Raw genomic sequence first — 20576 nt, forward strand, 5'->3', positions numbered from 1 at the left:
GACCGACTGATCATGAGTGGAATTCCTGATCTCGCTGCGATCGAAGCGATGGATGCGACGGATCCGCTGCGTGCCATGCGCGATCGCTTCATCCTGCCGGAGGGGGTGATCTATCTCGATGGCAATTCACTGGGGGCGGCATCGCACGCCGTCTTCGGCGAGCTGCAGCAGGCGGCGACCAAGGAATGGGCCCAGGATCTCATTCGAGCCTGGAATACGGCTGGATGGTTTGAGATGCCGATCGAGCTCGGCGACCAGCTCGGACGCCTGATCGGAGCCGCGGCCGGCCAGACCGTTGTCTGCGACACGACGTCGATCAACATCTACAAGGTGCTGCATGCGGCGCTGGATATGCGGCCCGGCCGGTCGACAATCGTCGCCGAGGGTGACAGTTTTCCCACCGATCTGTACATCGCCGAAGGCGTGGCCTCGACCCGTGATGGCGCCTTGCTGCGCCTCGCTGGCGTCGACGCACCAACCATCGAAGAGCTGATCGACGAAAGCGTCGCGGTGGTGCTGGTCAATCACGTCAACTACAAGTCGGGCGAATTGCGCGACATGGCGGCGCTGACACGCAGGGCCCATGCAGCCGGAGCGCTCATCATCTGGGATTTATGCCACACCGCGGGCGCCCTGCCGGTCGAACTCGACCATGCAAATGCCGATTTCGCCATCGGCTGCACCTACAAATACCTCAACGGCGGTCCGGGTGCGCCGGCCTTCATCTATGCCGCGCAGCGCCACCATGGCGATATCAGCCAACCGCTCAGCGGCTGGTGGGGGCATGCGCGACCCTTCGCCTTCGAGCGGGGTTATGTTGCCGGCACTGGCATCCGCCGCTTTCTGTGCGGCACGCAGCCGGTCCTCTCCATGCGGGCGCTCAAAGGCGCGCTTGCCATCTGGGACGACGTCGACATGGCCGTATTGCGCAAAAAGAGCATCGGGCTCACCGAACTCTTCATCCAGCTCGTCGAAGCGAAGTGCGGCGCCTACGGTCTCACGCTGGAGAGCACCCGCGACGCGACCAAGCGCGGCAGCCAGGTCTCGTTCCTTCACGGTCACGGCTATCAGGTCATGCGGGCGCTGATCGAGCGCGGGGTGATCGGTGATTTCCGCGCACCGTCGACCATCCGCTTCGGCTTCACGCCGCTCTATGTCGGCTACAAGGACGTGTGGCTGGCGGTTGAGGTGCTGGAAGACATTCTGCGCACCGGGGCATGGAAGGACCAGCGTTTCGCCGTCAAGGAGGCCGTTACCTGACGCTGTCATCTCGACGCTCTGTTGTCGCCGGCCTCACGCCTTCGTTGGATGATGAGGAACGATTTTCCAATCCACGAATGAGTCCCTCCGGGCGACCGCGCTGCTGGCCACCGGATTAACCAGAAGTTGGCATTTTGGCTTCGTTTCGTTCACGGCAAGCCAACAGCCAGTATAGTGAAAATCCCCGTTATCGAGATCCATCGGCGGCTGATGCCAGGCCTTGCCGCAGGGTGGGCCACAGGCCATTAACCAAAACAATTTCAATGCAGGTTGGTGCGTCGCGGAGGCAGGCGGTCGTCGATCGCGGCGGGCTGCCGGCGCCAAATAATTTCAGCCGCCTTAACAAATTCATTAAACTTTAAACGGTTGCGGAACACAACTGGAACAGATAGTGTTTGTTCTGGGTTTGTTTTCTGATTCTGGTTTCAGGTACCCTGGGGGCTGACATGCTGACGCGCAAGCAACATGAACTGCTGATGTTCATTCATGAACGGCTCAAGGAAAGCGGCATCCCGCCTTCCTTCGACGAAATGAAGGAAGCCCTCGACCTCGCCTCCAAATCCGGCATTCATCGGTTGATCACGGCGCTGGAGGAGCGCGGCTTCATTCGCCGGCTACCCAACCGGGCACGTGCGCTGGAAGTGCTGCGTCTGCCGGACTCGATCGCGCCTGGCCTCAACGCGGCAAGAAAATTCTCGCCAAGCGTCATCCAGGGCAGTCTGGGTCAGGGCGGCCTTGGCCGGCAGGTCAAACCGGCATCTCGGCAGCCTTCGGCCGGCAATGACGACGACGTGGTTTCCGCTGTCTCGATCCCGGTCATGGGCCGGATCGCCGCCGGTGTGCCGATCGACGCCATCCAGCATCAGACGCATTCGATCTCGGTGCCGCCGGACATGATCATGGGCGGCGAGCACTATGCCCTGGAGGTCAAGGGCGACTCGATGATCGAGGCCGGCATCTTCGACGGCGACACCGTCATCATCCGCAACGCCGACACCGCCAGCCCGGGCGAGATCATCGTGGCGCTGGTGGATGACGAGGAAGCGACGCTGAAGCGGTTCCGACGCAAGGGCGCCTCGATTGCGCTCGAAGCCGCCAATCCGGCCTACGAAACGCGCATTTTCGGGCCGGACAGGGTCAAGGTGCAAGGCAAGCTCGTCGGGCTGATCAGGCGCTACTGAGCAGGGCTGGCATCAGGCTTTTCGAGTTTGCGATAGGGCGGCAGGCCCCTCGCCTCGCGTGAGAATTTGCGCTGCGCGTGCCAGGGCCGATACGGCCTGTCTACCGCGAAGCTGACTGTTGCCGGCATGATCGCCGATTGTCGATCGAAGAAAACGGCCGCACTGCCTTTGCGGGCGAGTTGCCGCTTGGTGATGACGAGAACCAGCGGATTATGACAGGGGTCATAGGCCGTCGCGTCATTGATGACGATCAGGTCGGCAAAACCGCAGGCTTTCCAGGCGTCCTTGCGATCTTCGGCATGCGCGATGATTGCGCCGGACGGGTGCCTGGCGAGACAAACGCCTGATGTGCAATAGAAAGGCGCCCCCGGCGGCAGGCCAGCGGAATCCGCGATGTCGAACTGCCCGTCGCCTTTGTTGAACACTTCCGGCACGACAATGGTTTCGGATGTCAGTGCGCGCTTCCAGTTGTCGACGGTGAATTCGTTTGGACGCGCCCTGTTGATGGCAAGTTCGCCGCCGCCGATCGGCAGCGCCACCAGCCGGGCGTCCTCTGAAATCAACACGTCGGGTGTGCGCGTCTCCGTGACGGTCAACAGGCCGGCAAGTGCGAATGGAAGGGCTGCGAGCCGCAGCCATGTCGTTGCCATCGTCGCAGTGACCAGGGCAATCGCCACCAGCAGGACGGACTGCCGCGAAATCAACCCGATTGCGTCGACCGGCGATCGCTCGGAAATCCATGCGGACATGGCGATCATCGCCGTCAGGCCTTTGCCCATCACGTAAAGAAAGGGACCATCGGCGCCGAATGGCATCGCCAGCGCACTGAGGACGGCGAAAGGCATTACAACCAGCGAGACGATCGGCATGATGGCGAGATTGGCCAACAGGCTGAGCGGCGAAACCCGCTGAAAATGCCAGATGGCAAACAGCGCCGTGGCGCTGCCGGCGATGATAGAGGTCATGGCAAGGCCACCCATCGCCAGCAGGAATTTTCGCGCGAGGAAGCCAGGCAGCGATCGCCGTGGCGGCGGCGGTCTCGTTTTCCCCGCGCGATGATCCGACCAGCCGGCATAGGCTCCGACCAGCGCCGCGGTTGCCGCGAACGACATTTGAAAACTCGGGCCGACCACCTCATGCGGCGACACCGCAATGACGGCAATCGCCGAAATCGCCAGATTGCGCATGGTCAGCGCCGCCCGATCGAACAGCACGGCAATCAGCATCACCGCCAGCATGATGAAGCTGCGCTCGGCGGCAACGACGATGCCCGAGATGACGAGATAGGCGGCGATCGAGAACAATGCCGCGGCGGCGGCATATTTCTTGACCGGCCGACGGGCGGAAAAGTCCGGAAACAGGGCGAAGGCGCCGCGCAGCAGACCCATGATCGTGCCGGCGACCAGCGCCATGTGCAGTCCGGAAATGGAGATGACGTGGTAAATGCCGGTACGCCGCATCGCTTCGTTGATGTCGTCGGGAATGCCGGCGCGCACGCCAACGATCAGCGCCGCGGCGATCTCGCCTTCGGCACCACCCACACTGCCCCTGATATGGTCGGCGATGGCTTCACGGGCATTTTCTATCGCCGAGGAAAGGCGGGCCGACAACGGCATGTCGTTGTCACCGGTGACGACAAGCTTTGGATTGCCGAGAAAGAATCCGCTGCCGCCGATGCCGGCGAAGTAGCTGTCGAAGGAGAAGTCGTAGCTGTCCGGCCGCACCGGGCCTGTCGGCGGCAACAGCTTGGCATAGCCTGATATCAGGGAGCCGGCGGTGATGTCGGCCGGGATCTTGCGTGCCGAAAGCCGCACCCGCTCCGGCGCATAGCGCAATTTCGGCCGCGCGGTCGACGTCACGTCGATGGTCAGCCGGATGCGGCCGCTCTCCATCCGGTCGATCGAGACGACGCGGCCGGTCACTTGCGTCGAGATTTCCGAACCGAGCATCTGCGTTCCCGCTCGCCATGTCTCGACCTTGGCGACGAGCAAGCCGAGCCCGCACAACAGTGCCGCCATGAAGCACAGATGGGTTTTCGGCCAGGAACGCGAGACAAGCACACAGAGTGCCGTCAGCGCGACGACCGCCACAGGCTTTGGAAAGTCAGGCTCCGCGGCAAGCGAAAAATAGCCGATCGCTCCGACCGCCAGGCAGACCGGCACCAGCAGAAAAGCCATGCCTCGGTCGAGTTCGAGGCCCGCTGCCGTGGCCACGCTGTGGCGCAGGCGAGGCAGTGATATCCGGCCGATTTGCCGGCGCACACGCGCGATCCTGCCCGCTTCGGTGGGCGGCTTTGGCGCCGGGATATCCGCCTGTAAAGGCCGGTTGCCGGGGGCAGGCACAAGGGGCGATGGTGGCGGCAGCGGGACTGGCAGCGGCGGCGCAAACAGGGACCGCTCGCTGACGCCAACAGCGGCGTCCTCGTCCTGATCCGAGCCCCGGCCCCGTCCAGCCATCGGGTCTGCCCCTTGCGCCCTCGACACCCTATGCTACATGAACGCGCAAAGCGCGAAAGTCCGCGCAACCGCACCCCGCTTCAGATGGTTTCCGAGAGTTCCATGTCCGACAAGGTCGTCACCCGTTTTGCCCCCTCGCCCACCGGCTACCTCCACATAGGCGGCGCGCGCACGGCGCTGTTCAACTGGCTGTACGCCAAGCACACCGGCGGCACGATGCTGCTGCGCATCGAGGATACCGATCGCGAGCGCTCCAACGATGCCGCGACCGCGGCCATTCTCGACGGGCTTTCCTGGCTCGGCCTTTCCTGGGACGGCGAGCCGGTGTCGCAGTTCGAGCGTGCGCCGCGCCATCGCGAGGTGGCCGAGGAGCTCGTGCGCATGGGCAAGGCTTACTATTGCTATGCGACGTCAGCCGAGCTGGAGGCGATGCGTGAGGCAGCACGGGCCAAGGGCCTGCCGCCCCGCTATGATGGCCGCTGGCGTGACCGCGATCCGTCGGAGGCGCCTGCCGGCGCCAAGGGTGCTATCCGCATCAAGGCGCCAACCGAGGGCGAGACGGTGGTGCATGACCGTGTCCAGGGCGAGGTGCGCTTTCCCAACAAGGATCTCGACGACTTCATCATCCTGCGTTCTGACGGCAACCCGACCTACATGCATGCCGTCGTCGTCGACGACCACGACATGGGCGTCACCCATATCATCCGTGGCGACGACCACTTGACCAATGCCGCCCGCCAGACCGTGATCTATGACGCCATGGGCTGGGACGTGCCGTCGATGTCGCATATCCCGCTGATCCATGGTGCCGATGGCGCCAAGCTGTCGAAGCGGCACGGCGCGCTCGGCATCGAGGCCTATCGCGCCATGGGCTATCTGCCGGAGGCGCTACTCAACTACCTGGCGCGGCTCGGCTGGAGCCATGGCGACGACGAGATCATGTCGATCAAGGATATGATTTCCTGGTTCGACATCGGCGACGTCAACAAGGGCGCGGCCCGCTTTGACTTCGCCAAGCTGGAGGCGCTGAACGGCGTCCATATGCGTCGCATGAGCGATGCCGAGCTGTTCGACATCTTCATCGCCACTCTGCCCTATCTCGAGGATGGTCCGGCGATGGCCGCGCGCCTCGACGACAAGAACAAGGCGCAGTTGCTGTCCGCACTGCCGGGCCTGAAGGAGCGCGCCAAGACGCTGGTCGAGCTCGTCGATGGCGCCGCCTTCCTGTTTGCCACGCGGCCGCTGCCGATCGACGACAAGGCGGCACTTTTGCTCAACGAAGACGCACGCAAGATCCTACGCGGCGCTCACGAAGCTTTGAACGGGCTTTCAGGCGACTGGACGGCCGCCTCAGCGGAGGCCGCGATCCGCGACTATGCGCAGGCCGGCGGCCACAAGCTTGGCACTGTCGCCCAGCCTTTGCGCGCCGCCCTGACCGGCAAGAGCACCTCGCCGGGCGTGTTCGACGTGCTTGCCGTGCTCGGGCGCGAGGAGAGCCTGGCGCGCATAGCGGATCAAATCGATTAGGAGCAAACTGGCCCAAGAAGATTGGCATTGAAAGGCGCGTTTCGCAGTGCAACATTAGGCCTTGGCCCAATCTGGCACGCACCTCCTGAAATGCGGTGGCGAATACGCGCATTGCGGTGATTTCGACGTGTCGCTCTGCAGAATTTGCCTTTGCCGGCATGAGGAAACAAGAAGGAGTTTGCAATGACCGAAGCTGCGACAAAATTGGAATTTGGCGGCAAGACCCAAGAGGCCACGGCAAAGCTTGAATTCGCTGGCAAGACTCACGAGTTCAAGGTGCGAAGCGGATCGGTCGGGCCCGATGTCATCGACATCGCCACGCTCTACAGCACCACCGGCGCCTTCACCTACGATCCCGGTTTCACCTCGACCGCGAGCTGCGAATCCGAAATTACCTTCATCGACGGCGACGCCGGCATTCTCTTGCACCGCGGCTACCCGATCGACCAGTTGGCCGAGCATGGCGACTTCCTCGAGGTCTGCTATCTCCTGCTCTACGGCGAATTGCCGACCAAGGCGCAGAAGGACGATTTCGATTACCGCGTGACGCGCCACACCATGGTGCACGAGCAGATGTCGCGCTTCTTCACCGGCTTCCGCCGCGACGCGCACCCGATGGCGGTGATGTGCGGCGTGGTCGGCGCGCTGTCGGCCTTCTATCACGACTCCACCGACATCTCCGATCCGTACCAGCGCATGGTGGCGTCGATGCGGCTGATCGCCAAGATGCCGACGATCGCGGCCATGGCCTACAAATACCACATCGGCCAGCCCTTCATTTACCCGAAGAACGAGCTGAACTTCGCCGCCAACTTCCTGCACATGTGCTTTGCCGTGCCGTGCGAGGAGTACAAGATCAACCCGGTGCTGGCACGCGCGATGGAGCGCATCTTCATCCTGCATGCCGATCACGAGCAGAACGCCTCGACCTCGACCGTTCGTCTCGCCGGCTCTTCGGGCGCCAACCCGTTCGCCTGCATCGCCGCCGGCATCGCTTGCCTGTGGGGGCCGGCGCACGGCGGCGCCAATGAAGCGGCGCTGAACATGCTGGGCGAGATCGGCCATGTCGATCACATCCCGGAATTCATCGCCCGCGCCAAGGACAAGAACGACCCGTTCCGGCTGATGGGCTTTGGCCACCGCGTCTACAAGAACTACGATCCGCGCGCCAAGATCATGCAGAAGACCGCGCATGAGGTTCTGGGCGAACTCGGCATCAAGGACGATCCGCTGCTCGACATCGCCATGGAGCTGGAAAAGATCGCGCTGACCGATCCCTATTTCATCGAGAAGAAGCTCTACCCGAACGTCGACTTCTATTCCGGCATCACGCTGAAGGCGCTGGGCTTCCCCACCACCATGTTCACCGTGCTGTTCGCGGTCGCCCGCACCGTCGGCTGGATCGCGCAGTGGAAGGAGATGATCGAGGACCCGCGCCAGAAGATCGGCCGCCCGCGCCAGCTCTATACCGGTGCGCCGGAGCGCGACTACGTGCCGATCGCCAAGCGGTGAACGAGAAGTGAGTAGGGAATAGCGAATAGGGAGTAGCGAATAGAAGGAAGGCGGCGTCGATCGCCTCTACTCCCTACTCGCTATTCGCTTTCTTGATGCACCTCATCACCATCTGCGCGGCGATCTCACCAGACGGCTTGTCGGTCGCCATGCGCCGGGTGATCTCGGCAAAACCTTGCTTTTGCCAGGCGCGCATCCCGCTGTCGGCGAACAGCGCCTCCAATTGCCGGGCCAGATTGTTCGGCTTGACGTACTCATTGTAGAATTCAGGAACCAGCGCGCGATCCGCGATCAGGTTGGGCAGTAGCGCCGACCAGACGGACAGCAGGTAAGGCGCCACCACGCGTGCGACCGGATCGAGCCTGTAGCAGGAGACCATCGGCACACCGGCCAGCGCCAGCTCCAGCGATACCGTCCCGGATGCGATAAGCGCCGCGTCGGCCTTGCCAAAAGCCTGCCATTTGCGCTGGGGATCGACAATGATCTCGGGCTTTTCATCCCACCTTGTGACCGAGGATTTGACGAGGCCGGCGACATGCGGGACCGTCGGCAACAGCAGGCGCAGGCGATGCCCGCGCGCGCGCAGCATCGACACCGTCTCGCCGAACGGGTCGAGCAGCCGCCGCACCTCGCCGCGCCGCGAGCCGGGCAGGACGAGCAATGTCTTCACGCGGTCCGGCGCAAGATCGCGCGGCAGGTCCTGTGCCTTCGCCGCCGCGAGCACGCCCGCATCATGGGTGAGGCGATGCCCGACATAGGTGCCGGGCGGGCCGCCGAGCCGCTCGAGCTCCTTCACCTCGAACGGCAGGATGCAGAGGATATGGTCGACATAGGGCTTCATCGCCACCGCCCTGCCCGGCCGCCACGCCCATACGCTGGGGCAGACATAGTGGATGATCGGGATCGACGGATTGGCCGCGCGCACCTTTTTGGCGACACGCAAGGAAAAGTCCGGGCTGTCGATGGTGACAAGGCAATCAGGCTTCTCGTCCGCAACGGTTTTGGCCAGTTGACCGATCCGCCGCATCAGGCGCGGCAGGTCACGCAGGATGGCGCTGAAACCCATGAGGGCGATCTCGCCGGCATCGAATGGCGAGACCAGTCCCAGCGTCTGCAGATGGCGGCCGCCGAGGCCGACGAGTTGCACCTCGCGGCCCGTCGCCTGCTTGAGCGAACGCACGATATCGGCGCCAAGCAGATCGCCGGATTCCTCGCCGGCAACGATTGCGATCTTCAGCACCTTGTCAGCCATGATGCGACTCCGCGGCGGCAGGCAGACCGATGACGAACAGGCCGAGTGCGTTGGCGCGCGCGATGGTTTCGGGGCCTTCGAGAACCAGCGAACGTCCCGCCTCGACGGCGATGCCGGCAAGCCCGGCCGCATGCACCGCTTCGATTGTCTGCGGACCGATAGAAGGAAGATCCGCGCGCAGTTCCTGGCCAGGCTTGGCGCATTTGACCAGGACGCCGCGCGTCTTGCCGGCTATACGGCCGTGGCCGCGCAACAGCTGCGCACGGTCGAGCAATCCGGCCGTCCCCTCGATGCCTTCGAGCGCGATGGTCCGGCCGCCGACGGCGATCGCCGCCTGGCCGATATCCAGCGCCCCTATGGCTTTTGCCGCCGCAAGGCCGGCCTCGATGTCACGCCAGTCCGATTTCCATGGCGCTGCCTTGGTCAGCACGCCTTCAGCCGCGACAAGGTTCGGCACGATCTCATGGGCGCCGACGACCTTTATGCCCCGCGCCTCGAGGCCTCGTGCCACGACCTTCAGCAGGCCATCGTCGCCACGCGCCAGCGCCATGACCACCAAAGGGATGACCGCGAGCAGGCTGAGGCTGGGGCGCAGCGCGAGCAATCGCGGCCGGCGCTTGATCTCGCCTGCAAGCACCAGATGGGTAATCCGGTGCCGCCTCAGCAAAGGTATCAGTGAGCCGATGCCTTCGAGAGCGAGGCTCTCATGCTCATAGCGGGAGAGCTCCGCCATGCGGTCGACCTCGCCCTCCATCAGGATGACAAAGGGTGGGTAGCCCTGTTCGGCCGAACCGGCCGCGACTTCGACCGGCAGGCTGCCGCCGCCGGCGATGATGCCGACCCTGGCGCCCGGCGAAAGATCAAGACCTGCCGCCGCCGGCTCAGTCTTCGTCATCGACATCGTCGCCATCGCCGCCCTTGAGCGACGGCACCGCATAGTGCCGCTTACCGCGACTGGTGATGAAATCGATGATCTTCATGGCGGTCGGCGATGAAGCGAATTCGGCCTTGGCGAACTCGATGTTCTCGCCAACGGTGCGAGAGCGATCGAAGATCGTCTTGTAGGCCTTGCGCAGCAGATGGATTTCGGACCTTGGCAGCCCGGAACGCTTCAGTCCGATGATGTTGAGGCCGCGCAAGCTGGCGCGGTTGCCGACCGCGATGGCATAGGGAATGACATCGCCGACGATCGCGGAGCAGCCACCCAGAAAGGCGTTGTCGCCGACGCGGACGAACTGATGAACCGCCGTCAGGCCGCCGATATAGACATTGTTGCCGACCTCGCAATGGCCGCCCAGAGTCGCTCCATTGGCGAACGTCGCATTGTCGCCGACGACGCAATCATGGGCGATGTGGGCGTAGGCAAGGAAATTGCCGTTGTCGCCGATCGTCGTCTCGCCGCGGCTGGAATCGGTGCCGACATGCATGGTCACGCCTTCGCGGATCGTGCAGTTCTTGCCGATCACCAGGGTGGTGCGGCCGCCCTTGTGCTTGGTGTTCTGTGGCGGCCCGCCCAGTATCGCCATCGGATAGACCTTGGTCGCTGCACCGATGGTGGTCGCGCCCATCACCGAGACATGACTGACCAGTTCGACGCCGTCGCCGATCACCGCATCGGCGCTAATATGGCAAAACGGTCCAATGCGCACGCCTTGGCCGATTTGAGCGCCTTCCTCCACGACAGCGGAGGCATGGATGGATGTCTTGATTTTCATGAGCATTCGATCGTCAGTCGCTGGTGACCATCATGGCTGAAATCTCGGCCTCGGCCGCCTTGGCACCGTCGACCATGGCTTCACAAGCGAATTTGAGCAGGTTGCCGCGTTTCTTGATTTTCTTGACATAAATCTTCAACTGATCGCCCGGAACGACCGGTCTGCGGAATTTGGCATTGTCGATGGTCAGGAAATAGACCAATGACGGCTTTTCGGTGCCCAGGCTGCGGATGCAGATGGCGCCGGCCGTCTGCGCCATCGCCTCGACGATGAGCACACCCGGCATGACCGGCTGCTCGGGAAAATGGCCCTGAAAATGCGGCTCGTTTATGGTCACGTTCTTGATACCTACGGCGGACTCGTCGCCATCGATATCGACGATACGATCAATCATCAGGAACGGATAGCGGTGCGGCAGGAGCTTCATCAGCCCCATGATGTCGACCGCTTCCAGCGTCGTCGCCGCCACCATATCAGCCATTTCCCTTGCCCTGCTTGCGTGCCCTGGCCATCGTGCGCAACATGGCTATCTCTCGCATGGCTTCCGCCATTGGCTGTGCCGGATAACCGCCCCAAATCTCGCCTGCAGGGACATTGCTCATAAACCCACTTCTGGCGGCAAGCTTGGCTCCTGACCCAATGGTCAGATGATCCGCAAGCCCGACGCCACCGCCCATGGTGACATTGTCACCCACGACCACGGAACCCGAAATACCCGAAAGCCCGGCTATTATGCAATTGCGGCCGATGCGAACGTTATGGGCGATCTGCACGAGATTGTCGATCTTGGTGCCTTGGCCGATGATCGTATCGGACATGGCACCACGATCGACGGTGGAGTTGGAGCCGATCTCGACATCGTCCTGGATGACGACCCGGCCGATCTGCGGGACGCGTTCGGGTCCCTTGGCACCGCCGACGAAGCCGAAACCGTCCTGGCCGATCCTGGCACCGCCATGGATGATGACGCGGTTGCCGATCAAGGCATACTGGATGCTGGCGCCTGGACCGACATAGCCGTCGCGGCCGATCTGGCAGGATTGTCCGATGACCGCATTGGGTGCGATGACGGTACCGCCGCCGATCGAAACACCCGGCCCGATGACAGCACCCGGCTCGATGACCGCGCCTGCCTCGACATGAGCGGTCGCATCGACATGAGCGTGCGGCGAGACGCCGGTTTCACCGGTCATTGGCCCCGGTGTCGCGGCCGTCGGAAACAGCAGACGCCCAACCAGCGCGAATGCCTGTTGCGGGCGCGGATGAACCAGAACGGCAATGCCGGACGGCGCCTTGTTGGCGAATTCCGCCGGGCACAGGACCGCGGCCGCCCGCAGCAACTGCATCAGCGCGGAATTGCGTCTGCCATCGACGAAAACGAGCGCATTCTCGCCGCCTTCGTTGGCCGGCGCGAGCGCCTCGATCGAAACATCGGAGTGGCCGGAATCGACAAGCACCGAGCCGGTCAGATTCGCGACTTCGCCCGCCGTATACCGGCGTGATGGCGCGAAGAACACCGGATCGGTCATTCCAGAAGCTATATCCAGCTAGGTCGGAACATTTCTCCCGGACCTAAAGACCCGGGAGCATCGTTGGCCGCCGATCAGAAGCGGGTCGATATGCCGAAGTTGAATTCCTGCACGTCGTCCTTCGCTTCCTTCTTGACCGGAATCGCATAGTCGATACGGATCGGCCCAAACGGCGAGGCCCACATCAGGCCGAGACCGACCGAGGCGCGCAACTTCATGCCGACCGAGTCCTGAGTGACCCCAGGGGTATCGACCTTGCTGCCATAGAGTGTTGCAGCATCAGCGAACACAGCGCCGCGCAAGCCAAAGCTTTCTGGAACGACCGGCAACGGGAACTGGGCTTCCGCCGACGCATTGAAATAGGTCGTGCCGCCGAGATGGTCACCCGTAACGTGATCTACAGGGCCGATGCCGCCATAGGCAAAGCCGCGGATCATGCGGTCGGTGCTCTGGAACTGATCGAAGATGCGCAAACCGCCACTGCCGTATCCCTGGACATGGCCCGCGCCTCCTGAAATGAGCCCGACCAAATCGAATTGCTCTGACAGCGTCTGGTAAACACTGCCCCGCCCGGTAACCTTTACAAACTTCGCATCGCCACCGAGACCAGCTACCTCCACCGTCGAAGTAGCGTAGATACCCTCATGCGGATTCTTCATGTCGTCGATGGTGTTGTAGACTAGCCCGAGGCTAACCGACGACTTGACCCATGGGCTTTCCGCAATACCCTGCTGAATCGCCGCGGAGATGGTGCACAGGCTCGGATCATAGTTACCGCTAGCGTTCAGACAGCCATCGGCATACGTATATTTCTCTTGCGCGATATTATACGCCAATTGGGTCGAGATGCTGTTGGTGATCGGCAGGCCGAAGCGCACCGTCGCACCGGTGGTATCGCTGTTGTAGTTGGTGTATTGCCGCGTCGACTTGTAGATGTCGAAGCCGGCGGCAATGCGCCGTCCGAGGAAATAGGGCTCGGTGAAGGACAGGCTGTAGTCGCGCGAATTCTTGCCGCCGCCCGCCGACAGCTTGATGAACTGGCCACGGCCGAGGAAGTTGCGCTCGGTGATCGATCCTTCGACGGAGGGACCGGCCGTGTCGCCGCCGGTCGAGTAACCGGCGCCGACCGAGAATTCGCCGGTCGACTTCTCGACCACATCGACCACCAGGACGACCTGGTCGGGCTGCGAGCCTGGCACCGTCGAGATATCGACTTTGTCAAAGTAATTGAGGTCTTCCAGGCGCTTCTTAGCGCGCTGGATGAGCACCTGATTGAAGGCATCACCTTCGCTGACGTCGAACTCGCGGCGAATGACATAGTCACGCGTGCGGTCGTTGCCGCGGATTTCGATGCGCTCGATATAGGCCTTGGTGCCCTGGTCGATCGTGTAGACCACCGAAATGGTGTGGTTCTCGAAATTGCGATCGCCGCGCGGCGTCACCTGCGCGAAGGCATAGCCCGAACCGGCCACCTTCTCGGTCAGCGCGATGATGGTGTTCTCGACGCTCTTGGCATTGTAGACGTCACCCTTGCGGGTTTCGACCACCGATTCCAGCGACTTGCTGTCGACTTCCGGGATCGTGCTTTCGACGCTGACATCGCCGAACGTGTAGCGGTCGCCTTCCTGGACGGTGATGGTGACCGTGTACTTATTCGTCGCGCTGTCGAGTTCGCCGACAGCGGACACGACCTGGAAATCGGCATAGCCGTGATTGTAGTAGAAGCGGCGCAGCAGCTCCTGGTCGGCGCGCAGCTTGTCGTCGTCATAAACGTCGTCGCGCAGGACGAAGGAAACCCAGGACGAACGCTTGGTGGTGATCACGTCCGACAGGCGCCGGCTGGAATAGGCGCTGTTGCCGACGAAATTGATCGCCGCGATCTGCGTGCGGTCACCTTCGTTGATGTTGAAGACCACGTTCACGCGGTTGTCGCCAAGCTGCATGACCTGCGTGGTCACCGTCGCATCGTCGCGACCAATGCGTCTGTAGGCAGCCTTGACCGACTCGACGTCGGCATCAAGCGTCGCCTGCGAAAACGTTCCGCGCGGCTTCAACTGCACCGCCGCTTGAAGTGCATTGTCCTTGAGCTTCTTGTTGTTTTGGAACAGCACCTGGTTGACGACTTGGTATTCTGCAACCTTGACCACCAGCGTCGAGCCGACCTGGTTGATCTGCACATCCGAGAACAGGCCCGTGCCGAACAGCGCCTTGATCGCGCTGTCGATATCGGAACTGGAGAAGGCCTTGCCCGGCTTGATGGTGATGTAATTGCGGATGGTATCGGCGTCGATACGCTGGTTGCCGCTCACTTCGACTCTGCTGACGACAGCGGCTTCGGCCGCCGATGTGGCAACGAACTGCACTGCGAGCGCGCCTGGCACGACAAGAGCCGCCGACAGGGTCACCGCGGAAGCGGCGCTCAGAAACTTGGATGCTGCCTTCATCGGGCTTAATAACCTTTTCTCGTAGTCCCCACGGCGAGAAAACCGGACGTGCGGTAATTTCTCCTACCGTATTAACCGGATTTTCCCTACACGCAAGGCTTCTGGTTAATTTGTATTTACTTAACCCTGCGGCGTGGCTTTCGCGTCACTCATATCCCCGTGCATGGTAAACGGCGTCTCAACATCGTCCATGCCAAAGCCAAATTTCTTCATGATTTCAGCACCCAAACAGATCGTTCCAGAAAACGAAGCCCATGAAGCACAGCACCAGAAGCAACCCGGCCCGATAGGCCATTTCCATCATCCGTTCCGACACCGGACGGCGAATGACGGCCTCCACCCCGTAGAACAAGAGATGGCCGCCGTCGAGGGGGGGAATCGGCAAAAGGTTCAGAATCCCGATGCCGACAGACAGCAGCGCGACGAGTTGCACGAGCCATTCGAACCCCAGTTTCGCCGCCTTGCCGGCCATGTCGGCGATCTTCACCGGGCCGCCCAGCTGACATTTGTCCTCGCGCCCGACAACAAAGCGTTGCAGGAACTGGCCGGTGCGCTGAATGACGTGCCCGGTTTCCTCGACCGCCGCTGCGACCGCCCCGACCGGCGTGTAGGTGATGAGGCGCGGCTGGCCGAGCTCCTTGTTGTTGACGACGCCGATCACGGCGACCTTGACCTTGTTGCCGAGCGCGTCGTCCTGCTCCATCAGCCGCGGCGTCGCGGTCACCGTGACCTCCTTGCCGTCGCGCAGCATGACGAAGGTGATGGTGTCGCCGGCGCGGCCCGAAACCAGGCGCTGGACGTCACCAAAGGTCTCGACCTTGCTGCCGTCGACGCTGACGAATCGGTCGCCGGGCAGGATGCCGGCCTTCGCCGCCGGGCTGTCGACGGTCACCTCGGCCACCATGGGCTCGGCGACATAGCGGCCATAGGCGGCAAACAACACGGCAAAGACGACGATTGCCAGTAGGAAATTGAACAGCGGCCCGGCCACCACCGTCGCCGCGCGCTTCCAGATCGGTTGCGTGTGAAAGGCGACCTTGCGCTCCTCGTCGGTCAGCGTTTCGATCTCTTCCGAAGTGGGCTGGCTCGAGGTGGCGTTCATGTCGCCGACGAATTTGACATAGCCGCCAAGCGGTATCGCGCACAATTTCCAGCGCGTGCCGTGACGGTCGTTGAAGCCGAGGAGTTCGGGGCCGAAGCCGATCGAGAAGGCCCTGACGCCTATGCCGCACCAGCGCCCGACAAGGTAATGGCCCATCTCATGGACGAACACGACCACGGTCAGCACAAAGAGGAACGGCACGAGCGTGCCGAGGACAAAGCCTTCTGTGCTGAAAAGCGCGTGAAGAATCTCGTTCAAGACAAACCCTCAAATTCTTCCGCGGCGCAGACAGCACCGTGACTGTGACATCAATCCGGGCGAATCCAAGGCGCGGCGCGCATCGGACCCTGAAATGACATCACTCAAACGGGAAACAGCCCCTGCGCCGGATGATCGGCGGTCGCCGAAATCCAGCCGATGACGTATAGGGCGAAAGCCGCCGCGACAAGCCCGTCGACGCGGTCCATGACGCCGCCATGGCCCGGGATGAGCGCACCCGAATCCTTGCGGCCGTGGCGGCGTTTGACCCAGGATTCAAACAGGTCGCCGGCCTGTGCGACAATCGACAGCACCAGCGCCACCAGGCCGAGCAACGCCAGATTGCCGGCACCGGCAGCGACCGCCAGAATCAGCCCCGCGACGACGCCGCCGACTGCGCCGCCGAGCGCGCCGCTGCGCGTCTTGCCGGGTGAGATCGACGGCGCCAGTTTCGGCCCGCCGACGGAACGGCCAACGAAATAGGCAAAGATATCGGTGGCCCAGACGACCGCGAACAGGAACAGGATGGCGACGAGGCCTGACCGGTCGCCATCGCGCAGCAGAGCGAGCGACAGTCCTGAAACGGCGGCATAGGCAAGACCAGCCGCATCCCATTGCCCGGCTTTGCGAAAAGAGGCGGCAATCGCCGTTGCGGCAACCAGGGCCACGACCAGCGGCAGCAGCCAGGAGGCGGCAAGACCGGCAATCAAGGCGCCAATGAAGACAACCAGCAGCGCTTCCGGCAGGAAACCCAAGCCAGCGGTCCCGGCCGGGCGCGACATGCGTGTCCATTCATGGAAGATCACCGCCGCCATCACGGCGCACAGCAGGCGGAACGGCAGACCACCGAGCCAGGTCAAGCCAAGGGTGATGATGGCAAGCACGATTGCCGAAACGACGCGAAGCTGGAGATTGCTCATCCCGCGGCCGGTCGCGGGGCAACGTCCTGGACCCCAAGTCCGCCGAAGCGGCGTTCGCGGCCGGCAAATTCGCGCAAGGCCTCGGCGAGGTGCTCGCGGCTGAAGTCGGGCCAGTAGCAAGGCAGGAAGACGAGCTCGCTATAGGCGGCCTGCCACAGGAGGAAGTTCGACAGCCGGAGTTCGCCGCTGGTGCGGATGACCAATTCCGGGTCGGGAATGCCCTGCGTGTCGAGGGAGTTGGCAAAGCTTTCGGCGGTGATCGCGTCGCTGTCCAGTTCGCCGCGCGCCACGGCTGCGGCAAGCTTGCGCGCCGTGCGAACGATCTCGTCGCGTCCGCCATAGTTGAAGGCAATCACCAGCGTCAGCGCTTCATTTGCGGCAGTCAGCGATTCGGCCTCGTCGAGCAGTCCCCTGATGTCGGACTGCAGCCCTGCCCTGTCGCCGATGATTCTGACCCGCACACCGCTCTGGTGCAACTCGGCGAGATCGCGGCGGATGAACAGTTTCAGCAGGCCCATCAGGTCGCTGACTTCGGATTTCGGCCGTGACCAGTTCTCCGACGAGAAGGCGTAGACGGTCAGGAAAGAGATGCCGAGCCCCGGTGCGGCACGCACGATCTTGCGCAGCGCCTCGACACCGGCACGATGACCAGCAAGGCGAGGCATGCCGCGCGCCTTGGCCCAGCGTCCGTTTCCGTCCATGATGATCGCGACATGCGCGGGCGTTGCCATGTTCTCGCTTTCGGGTCAGCCGATGGCCAAGACCCTAAACCTGCATGATTTCAGCTTCCTTATCGGAAAGCAGGTGGTCGATGGTGCTGATCGTCTCGTCTGTGAGTTTCTGGACCTGGTCGGAGCGCTTGCGCTGATCGTCCTCGCTGATATCGCCGTCCTTCTCCGCCTTCTTCAGGAAGTCCATGCCGTCGCGGCGCACATGGCGCGCGGCGACGCGGGCGTTCTCGGCGTAGGTGTGCGAGATCTTGACCAGTTCCTTGCGACGCTGTTCGTTGAGCTCCGGCAGCGGAATCCTGAGATTGGTGCCGTCGACGATCGGGTTGAAGCCCAGATTGGATTCGCGGATGGCGCGGTCGACCGCACCGACCATCGACTTGTCCCACACCGACACCGAGATCATGCGCGGCTCGGGCACCGAGACGTTGGCGACCTGGTTGATCGGCATGGTCGTGCCATAGGCCTGCACCTGGATCGCATCGAGCAGATTGCTGGAGGCGCGACCGGTCCGCAGCGAAGCCAGATCATGCTTGAACGCGGCGATCGCCCCATCCATGCGCCGCTTGAGATCGTCGTACTCGCCACTCATCCTAGTCTCCTCGACCCGTCTAACGCGGGTTCACTGCTTCGTTCGAACCTGATTTTCGAAAACCGGCTTCCCTTTTTTCGGGATCAGGCCCCGGATCAATCGTCCGCGACGACCGTGCAGCGACCGCCGCCCCTCAGAATATCGCCGAAACCACCCTTTTCGTGGATCGAATAGACGATTATCGGAATGTTGTTTTCGCGCGCAAGTGCAATCGCTGCTGTATCCATGATCGAAAGGCCGCGTTTTATGACTTCGCCATGGCTGATGCGCTCGAAACGCGTCGCATTTGGGTCCTTCTTCGGGTCGGCCGAGTAGACACCGTCGACCTGGGTTCCCTTGAACAGCGCGTCGGCGCCGATTTCGGCCGCGCGAAGGGCAGCTGCCGAATCAGTGGTGAAGAACGGATTGCCGGTGCCGCCGGCAAAGATCACCACCTTGCCCTGGTTCATGTAGGCGGTTGCCTGGCGCTGTGAAAAGCTCTCGCAAAGTTCCGGCATGGCGATAGCAGAGAGCACCACGGCGTCGACGCCGATCTTGTTTAGCGATGTGCGCAGCGCCAGCGAGTTGATGACCGTGGCAAGCATGCCCATATGGTCGCCGGTGACGCGGTCGCCACCCTTGGAGGCAACGGCCACACCGCGAAAGATGTTGCCGCCGCCGATGACGACGCCGACCTCGATGCCCAGTGCACGCGCCTCGGCGATATCCGCGGCGATGCGATCCACCACCGAAACGTCGATGCCGAAATGCTGTTCACCCATCAACGCTTCGCCCGACGCTTTCAGCAAGACACGTCGGTAGAGGGGCTTCACCGTCATCTGGTTCCTCGCAATCTCGGCGGCAAATCTGGAGGCGAAAACTGCTCCGCTTCGCCTAGCGGTGCTGTCATGACGGGTTGACCCGATACACGAAGGGCGCAGCGATGTCACGCCGCGCCCTTGTGCAAAATTCCAGGCTTCTTTGGTCAATTGCTGCTGATGCTGACGGCCTCGCCTTCGACCACAACTGGGGGTGCATAGCCAGACGGCTTGTCGCCGGTCACGACACCGCCGGTCACCCTGACCTGTATCTCAGACCCGAAATAAGAATGCGGGAAAGGCGCCGGCGCGCTACTCACCGAATTCAGCCGACGTCGAAGATCAGTGGGAATAGAGAAATCGAGCGAGGCGAGATTGCTCTGTAACTGGGAGAGCTTCGTCGCGCCAAGGATGACGGTGGCGACTCCGGGCTGCGTCGCCACCCAATTGAGCGCGACTTGAGCCATGCTGTGGCCGAGTTCAGCGGCCACTTTTTCAAGCTCAGCCACGATCGCCCAGTTGCGTTCGCTGAACTTCTGGAAGCCCGGATGAGTCGTGTTGCGGAAACCATCGAGCCGGCCGGCATTTCCAACCTGTGTCGGCCGGTATTTGCCACTGAGCAGGCCGCTGGCCAGCGGACTCCAGACCATGATGCCGGCGCCGTGGCGAGTGCCGAGGGGCACGAATTCGTGCTCGATGGCCCGCTCAGCGAGCGAATATTCGAGCTGCAGCGCGGAGATCGGCTCGTAACCGCGCAATTCGGCGATTGCCTGCGCCCGTCCGGCATACCAGGCCGGCACGTCGGACAGGCCGATATGGCGCACCTTTCCCACGCCAACCAGGTCGTCCAGCGTGCGCAGGACCTCCTCGGCCGGCGTCAGCCTGTCCCACACATGCAGCAGATAGAGATCGATGTAGTCCGTCCCCAGCCGCTTCAGCGACGCGTCCACGGCGCGCATTATGTTCTTGCGGCCATTGCCGCCGGCGTTTGGGTTTCCGGGGTGCGAGTTCATGGTGAATTTGGTGGCGATCACCGCCTTGTCGCGCAACCCGCGCTCGGCAACGAATTCGCCGAGCCATGTCTCACTGGTGCCGTCGGTATACAGGTCGGCGGTATCAAAGAAGTTGCCACCAGCCTCGACATACGCATCGAACATTGCGCGGGCGGTGTCCCTGTCGGCGCCCCAGCCCCATTCAGTGCCGAAGGTCATCGTGCCGAGCGCCAATCGGCTGACGCGCAGACCGCTGTTGCCGAGCGTGTAGTAAGTCATCGTCATGGTGTTTTCCTGTCTTGGTCCGATTG

The 20576-nt window shown here is 62.6% G+C and carries 17 protein-coding genes; 4 read left to right on the forward strand and 13 right to left on the reverse strand.

Translation table 11 applies throughout. The annotated features are described in order from the left end of the window. Positions 1-12: 12 nt before the first annotated feature. A complete protein-coding gene (gene kynU / locus BPNPMPFG_RS04975; RefSeq protein ID WP_258593567.1) occupies positions 13-1260 on the forward strand; it encodes a kynureninase in 1248 nt (415 codons plus the stop codon). Between the two features lie 446 nt (positions 1261-1706). Continuing rightward, positions 1707-2441 (forward strand): transcriptional repressor LexA, encoded by a 735-nt coding sequence (gene lexA / locus BPNPMPFG_RS04980; protein ID WP_258593570.1) that lies wholly within the window; start codon positions 1707-1709, stop codon positions 2439-2441. Here the strand turns inward: lexA and BPNPMPFG_RS04985 are convergent. Then, positions 2435-4897, reverse strand: a complete 2463-nt coding sequence (locus BPNPMPFG_RS04985; RefSeq protein ID WP_258593571.1) for a ComEC/Rec2 family competence protein — start codon at positions 4895-4897, stop codon at positions 2435-2437. The genes lexA and BPNPMPFG_RS04985 overlap by 7 nt on opposite strands. A 102-nt stretch (positions 4898-4999) precedes the next feature. Here BPNPMPFG_RS04985 and gltX point away from each other — a divergent pair, with 102 nt between their 5' ends. Both gltX and gltA read left to right on the forward strand, forming a co-directional pair. Further along, positions 5000-6424, forward strand: a complete 1425-nt coding sequence (gene gltX, locus BPNPMPFG_RS04990; RefSeq protein WP_258593573.1) for a glutamate--tRNA ligase — start codon at positions 5000-5002, stop codon at positions 6422-6424. Positions 6425-6607: 183 nt separating this feature from the next. After that, a complete protein-coding gene (gltA, locus tag BPNPMPFG_RS04995; protein ID WP_258593575.1) occupies positions 6608-7936 on the forward strand; it encodes a citrate synthase in 1329 nt (442 codons plus the stop codon). A 73-nt stretch (positions 7937-8009) separates the two neighbouring features. On the opposite strand, the gene lpxB is transcribed toward gltA, so the two are convergent. The 12 genes from lpxB to BPNPMPFG_RS05055 all read right to left on the reverse strand — a co-directional run bounded on the left by lpxB (position 8010) and on the right by BPNPMPFG_RS05055 (position 20550). Beyond that, complete coding sequence (lpxB, locus tag BPNPMPFG_RS05000; protein ID WP_258593577.1) at positions 8010-9188, reverse strand: lipid-A-disaccharide synthase; 1179 nt, start codon at positions 9186-9188, stop codon at positions 8010-8012. Next, positions 9181-10098, reverse strand: a complete 918-nt coding sequence (locus tag BPNPMPFG_RS05005; RefSeq protein WP_258593580.1) for an LpxI family protein — start codon at positions 10096-10098, stop codon at positions 9181-9183. Before BPNPMPFG_RS05005 ends, lpxB begins: the two co-directional genes overlap by 8 nt. Next, the gene (gene lpxA, locus BPNPMPFG_RS05010) at positions 10070-10903 is read right to left on the reverse strand and encodes an acyl-ACP--UDP-N-acetylglucosamine O-acyltransferase (RefSeq protein WP_258593581.1); all 834 of its coding nucleotides are present in this window, start codon (positions 10901-10903) and stop codon (positions 10070-10072) included. The genes BPNPMPFG_RS05005 and lpxA overlap by 29 nt, the downstream gene beginning before the upstream one ends. Positions 10904-10916: 13 nt before the next feature. After that, positions 10917-11384, reverse strand: coding sequence for a 3-hydroxyacyl-ACP dehydratase FabZ (gene fabZ, locus BPNPMPFG_RS05015; protein ID WP_258593583.1), 468 nt, complete (start codon positions 11382-11384; stop codon positions 10917-10919). Further along, a complete protein-coding gene (gene lpxD / locus BPNPMPFG_RS05020) occupies positions 11377-12432 on the reverse strand; it encodes a UDP-3-O-(3-hydroxymyristoyl)glucosamine N-acyltransferase (RefSeq protein ID WP_258593585.1) in 1056 nt (351 codons plus the stop codon). Before lpxD ends, fabZ begins: the two co-directional genes overlap by 8 nt. A 74-nt stretch (positions 12433-12506) precedes the next feature. Further along, entirely contained in the window at positions 12507-14876 is a 2370-nt protein-coding gene (gene bamA, locus BPNPMPFG_RS05025) for an outer membrane protein assembly factor BamA (protein ID WP_258593587.1), read from the reverse strand. A 217-nt stretch (positions 14877-15093) separates the two neighbouring features. Next, complete coding sequence (gene rseP, locus BPNPMPFG_RS05030; protein ID WP_258593589.1) at positions 15094-16236, reverse strand: RIP metalloprotease RseP; 1143 nt, start codon at positions 16234-16236, stop codon at positions 15094-15096. Positions 16237-16340: 104 nt separating this feature from the next. Further along, positions 16341-17156 (reverse strand): phosphatidate cytidylyltransferase, encoded by an 816-nt coding sequence (locus tag BPNPMPFG_RS05035; RefSeq protein ID WP_258593591.1) that lies wholly within the window; start codon positions 17154-17156, stop codon positions 16341-16343. Beyond that, positions 17153-17887 (reverse strand): isoprenyl transferase, encoded by a 735-nt coding sequence (locus BPNPMPFG_RS05040; RefSeq protein ID WP_258593593.1) that lies wholly within the window; start codon positions 17885-17887, stop codon positions 17153-17155. Before BPNPMPFG_RS05040 ends, BPNPMPFG_RS05035 begins: the two co-directional genes overlap by 4 nt. 34 nt (positions 17888-17921) lie before the next feature. Further along, positions 17922-18476 (reverse strand): ribosome recycling factor, encoded by a 555-nt coding sequence (frr, locus tag BPNPMPFG_RS05045; RefSeq protein WP_013531759.1) that lies wholly within the window; start codon positions 18474-18476, stop codon positions 17922-17924. 95 nt (positions 18477-18571) lie between these two features. Continuing rightward, positions 18572-19294: a UMP kinase gene (gene pyrH / locus BPNPMPFG_RS05050; protein WP_111546675.1), complete on the reverse strand. Its 723-nt coding sequence runs from the start codon at positions 19292-19294 to the stop codon at positions 18572-18574. Positions 19295-19440: 146 nt separating this feature from the next. Continuing rightward, on the reverse strand, positions 19441-20550 hold the full coding sequence (locus BPNPMPFG_RS05055) for an aldo/keto reductase (protein WP_258593602.1): 1110 nt from the start codon (positions 20548-20550) through the stop codon (positions 19441-19443). Positions 20551-20576 lie beyond the last annotated feature (26 nt).

Source organism: Mesorhizobium sp. AR07 (genome assembly GCF_024746815.1).
Classification (GTDB): domain Bacteria; phylum Pseudomonadota; class Alphaproteobacteria; order Rhizobiales; family Rhizobiaceae; genus Mesorhizobium.

Coding starts and splice junctions, on each gene's coding strand:
- kynU (WP_258593567.1), top strand. CDS start 13: ATGAGTGGAATTCCTGATCTCGCTGCGATCGAAGCGATGGATGCGACG.
- lexA (WP_258593570.1), top strand. CDS start 1,707: ATGCTGACGCGCAAGCAACATGAACTGCTGATGTTCATTCATGAACGG.
- BPNPMPFG_RS04985 (WP_258593571.1), bottom strand. CDS start 4,897: ATGGCTGGACGGGGCCGGGGCTCGGATCAGGACGAGGACGCCGCTGTT.
- gltX (WP_258593573.1), top strand. CDS start 5,000: ATGTCCGACAAGGTCGTCACCCGTTTTGCCCCCTCGCCCACCGGCTAC.
- gltA (WP_258593575.1), top strand. CDS start 6,608: ATGACCGAAGCTGCGACAAAATTGGAATTTGGCGGCAAGACCCAAGAG.
- lpxB (WP_258593577.1), bottom strand. CDS start 9,188: ATGGCTGACAAGGTGCTGAAGATCGCAATCGTTGCCGGCGAGGAATCC.
- BPNPMPFG_RS05005 (WP_258593580.1), bottom strand. CDS start 10,098: ATGGCGACGATGTCGATGACGAAGACTGAGCCGGCGGCGGCAGGTCTT.
- lpxA (WP_258593581.1), bottom strand. CDS start 10,903: ATGAAAATCAAGACATCCATCCATGCCTCCGCTGTCGTGGAGGAAGGC.
- fabZ (WP_258593583.1), bottom strand. CDS start 11,384: ATGGCTGATATGGTGGCGGCGACGACGCTGGAAGCGGTCGACATCATG.
- lpxD (WP_258593585.1), bottom strand. CDS start 12,432: ATGACCGATCCGGTGTTCTTCGCGCCATCACGCCGGTATACGGCGGGC.
- bamA (WP_258593587.1), bottom strand. CDS start 14,876: ATGAAGGCAGCATCCAAGTTTCTGAGCGCCGCTTCCGCGGTGACCCTG.
- BPNPMPFG_RS05035 (WP_258593591.1), bottom strand. CDS start 17,156: ATGAGCAATCTCCAGCTTCGCGTCGTTTCGGCAATCGTGCTTGCCATC.
- BPNPMPFG_RS05040 (WP_258593593.1), bottom strand. CDS start 17,887: ATGGCAACGCCCGCGCATGTCGCGATCATCATGGACGGAAACGGACGC.
- frr (WP_013531759.1), bottom strand. CDS start 18,476: ATGAGTGGCGAGTACGACGATCTCAAGCGGCGCATGGATGGGGCGATC.
- pyrH (WP_111546675.1), bottom strand. CDS start 19,294: ATGACGGTGAAGCCCCTCTACCGACGTGTCTTGCTGAAAGCGTCGGGC.
- BPNPMPFG_RS05055 (WP_258593602.1), bottom strand. CDS start 20,550: ATGACGATGACTTACTACACGCTCGGCAACAGCGGTCTGCGCGTCAGC.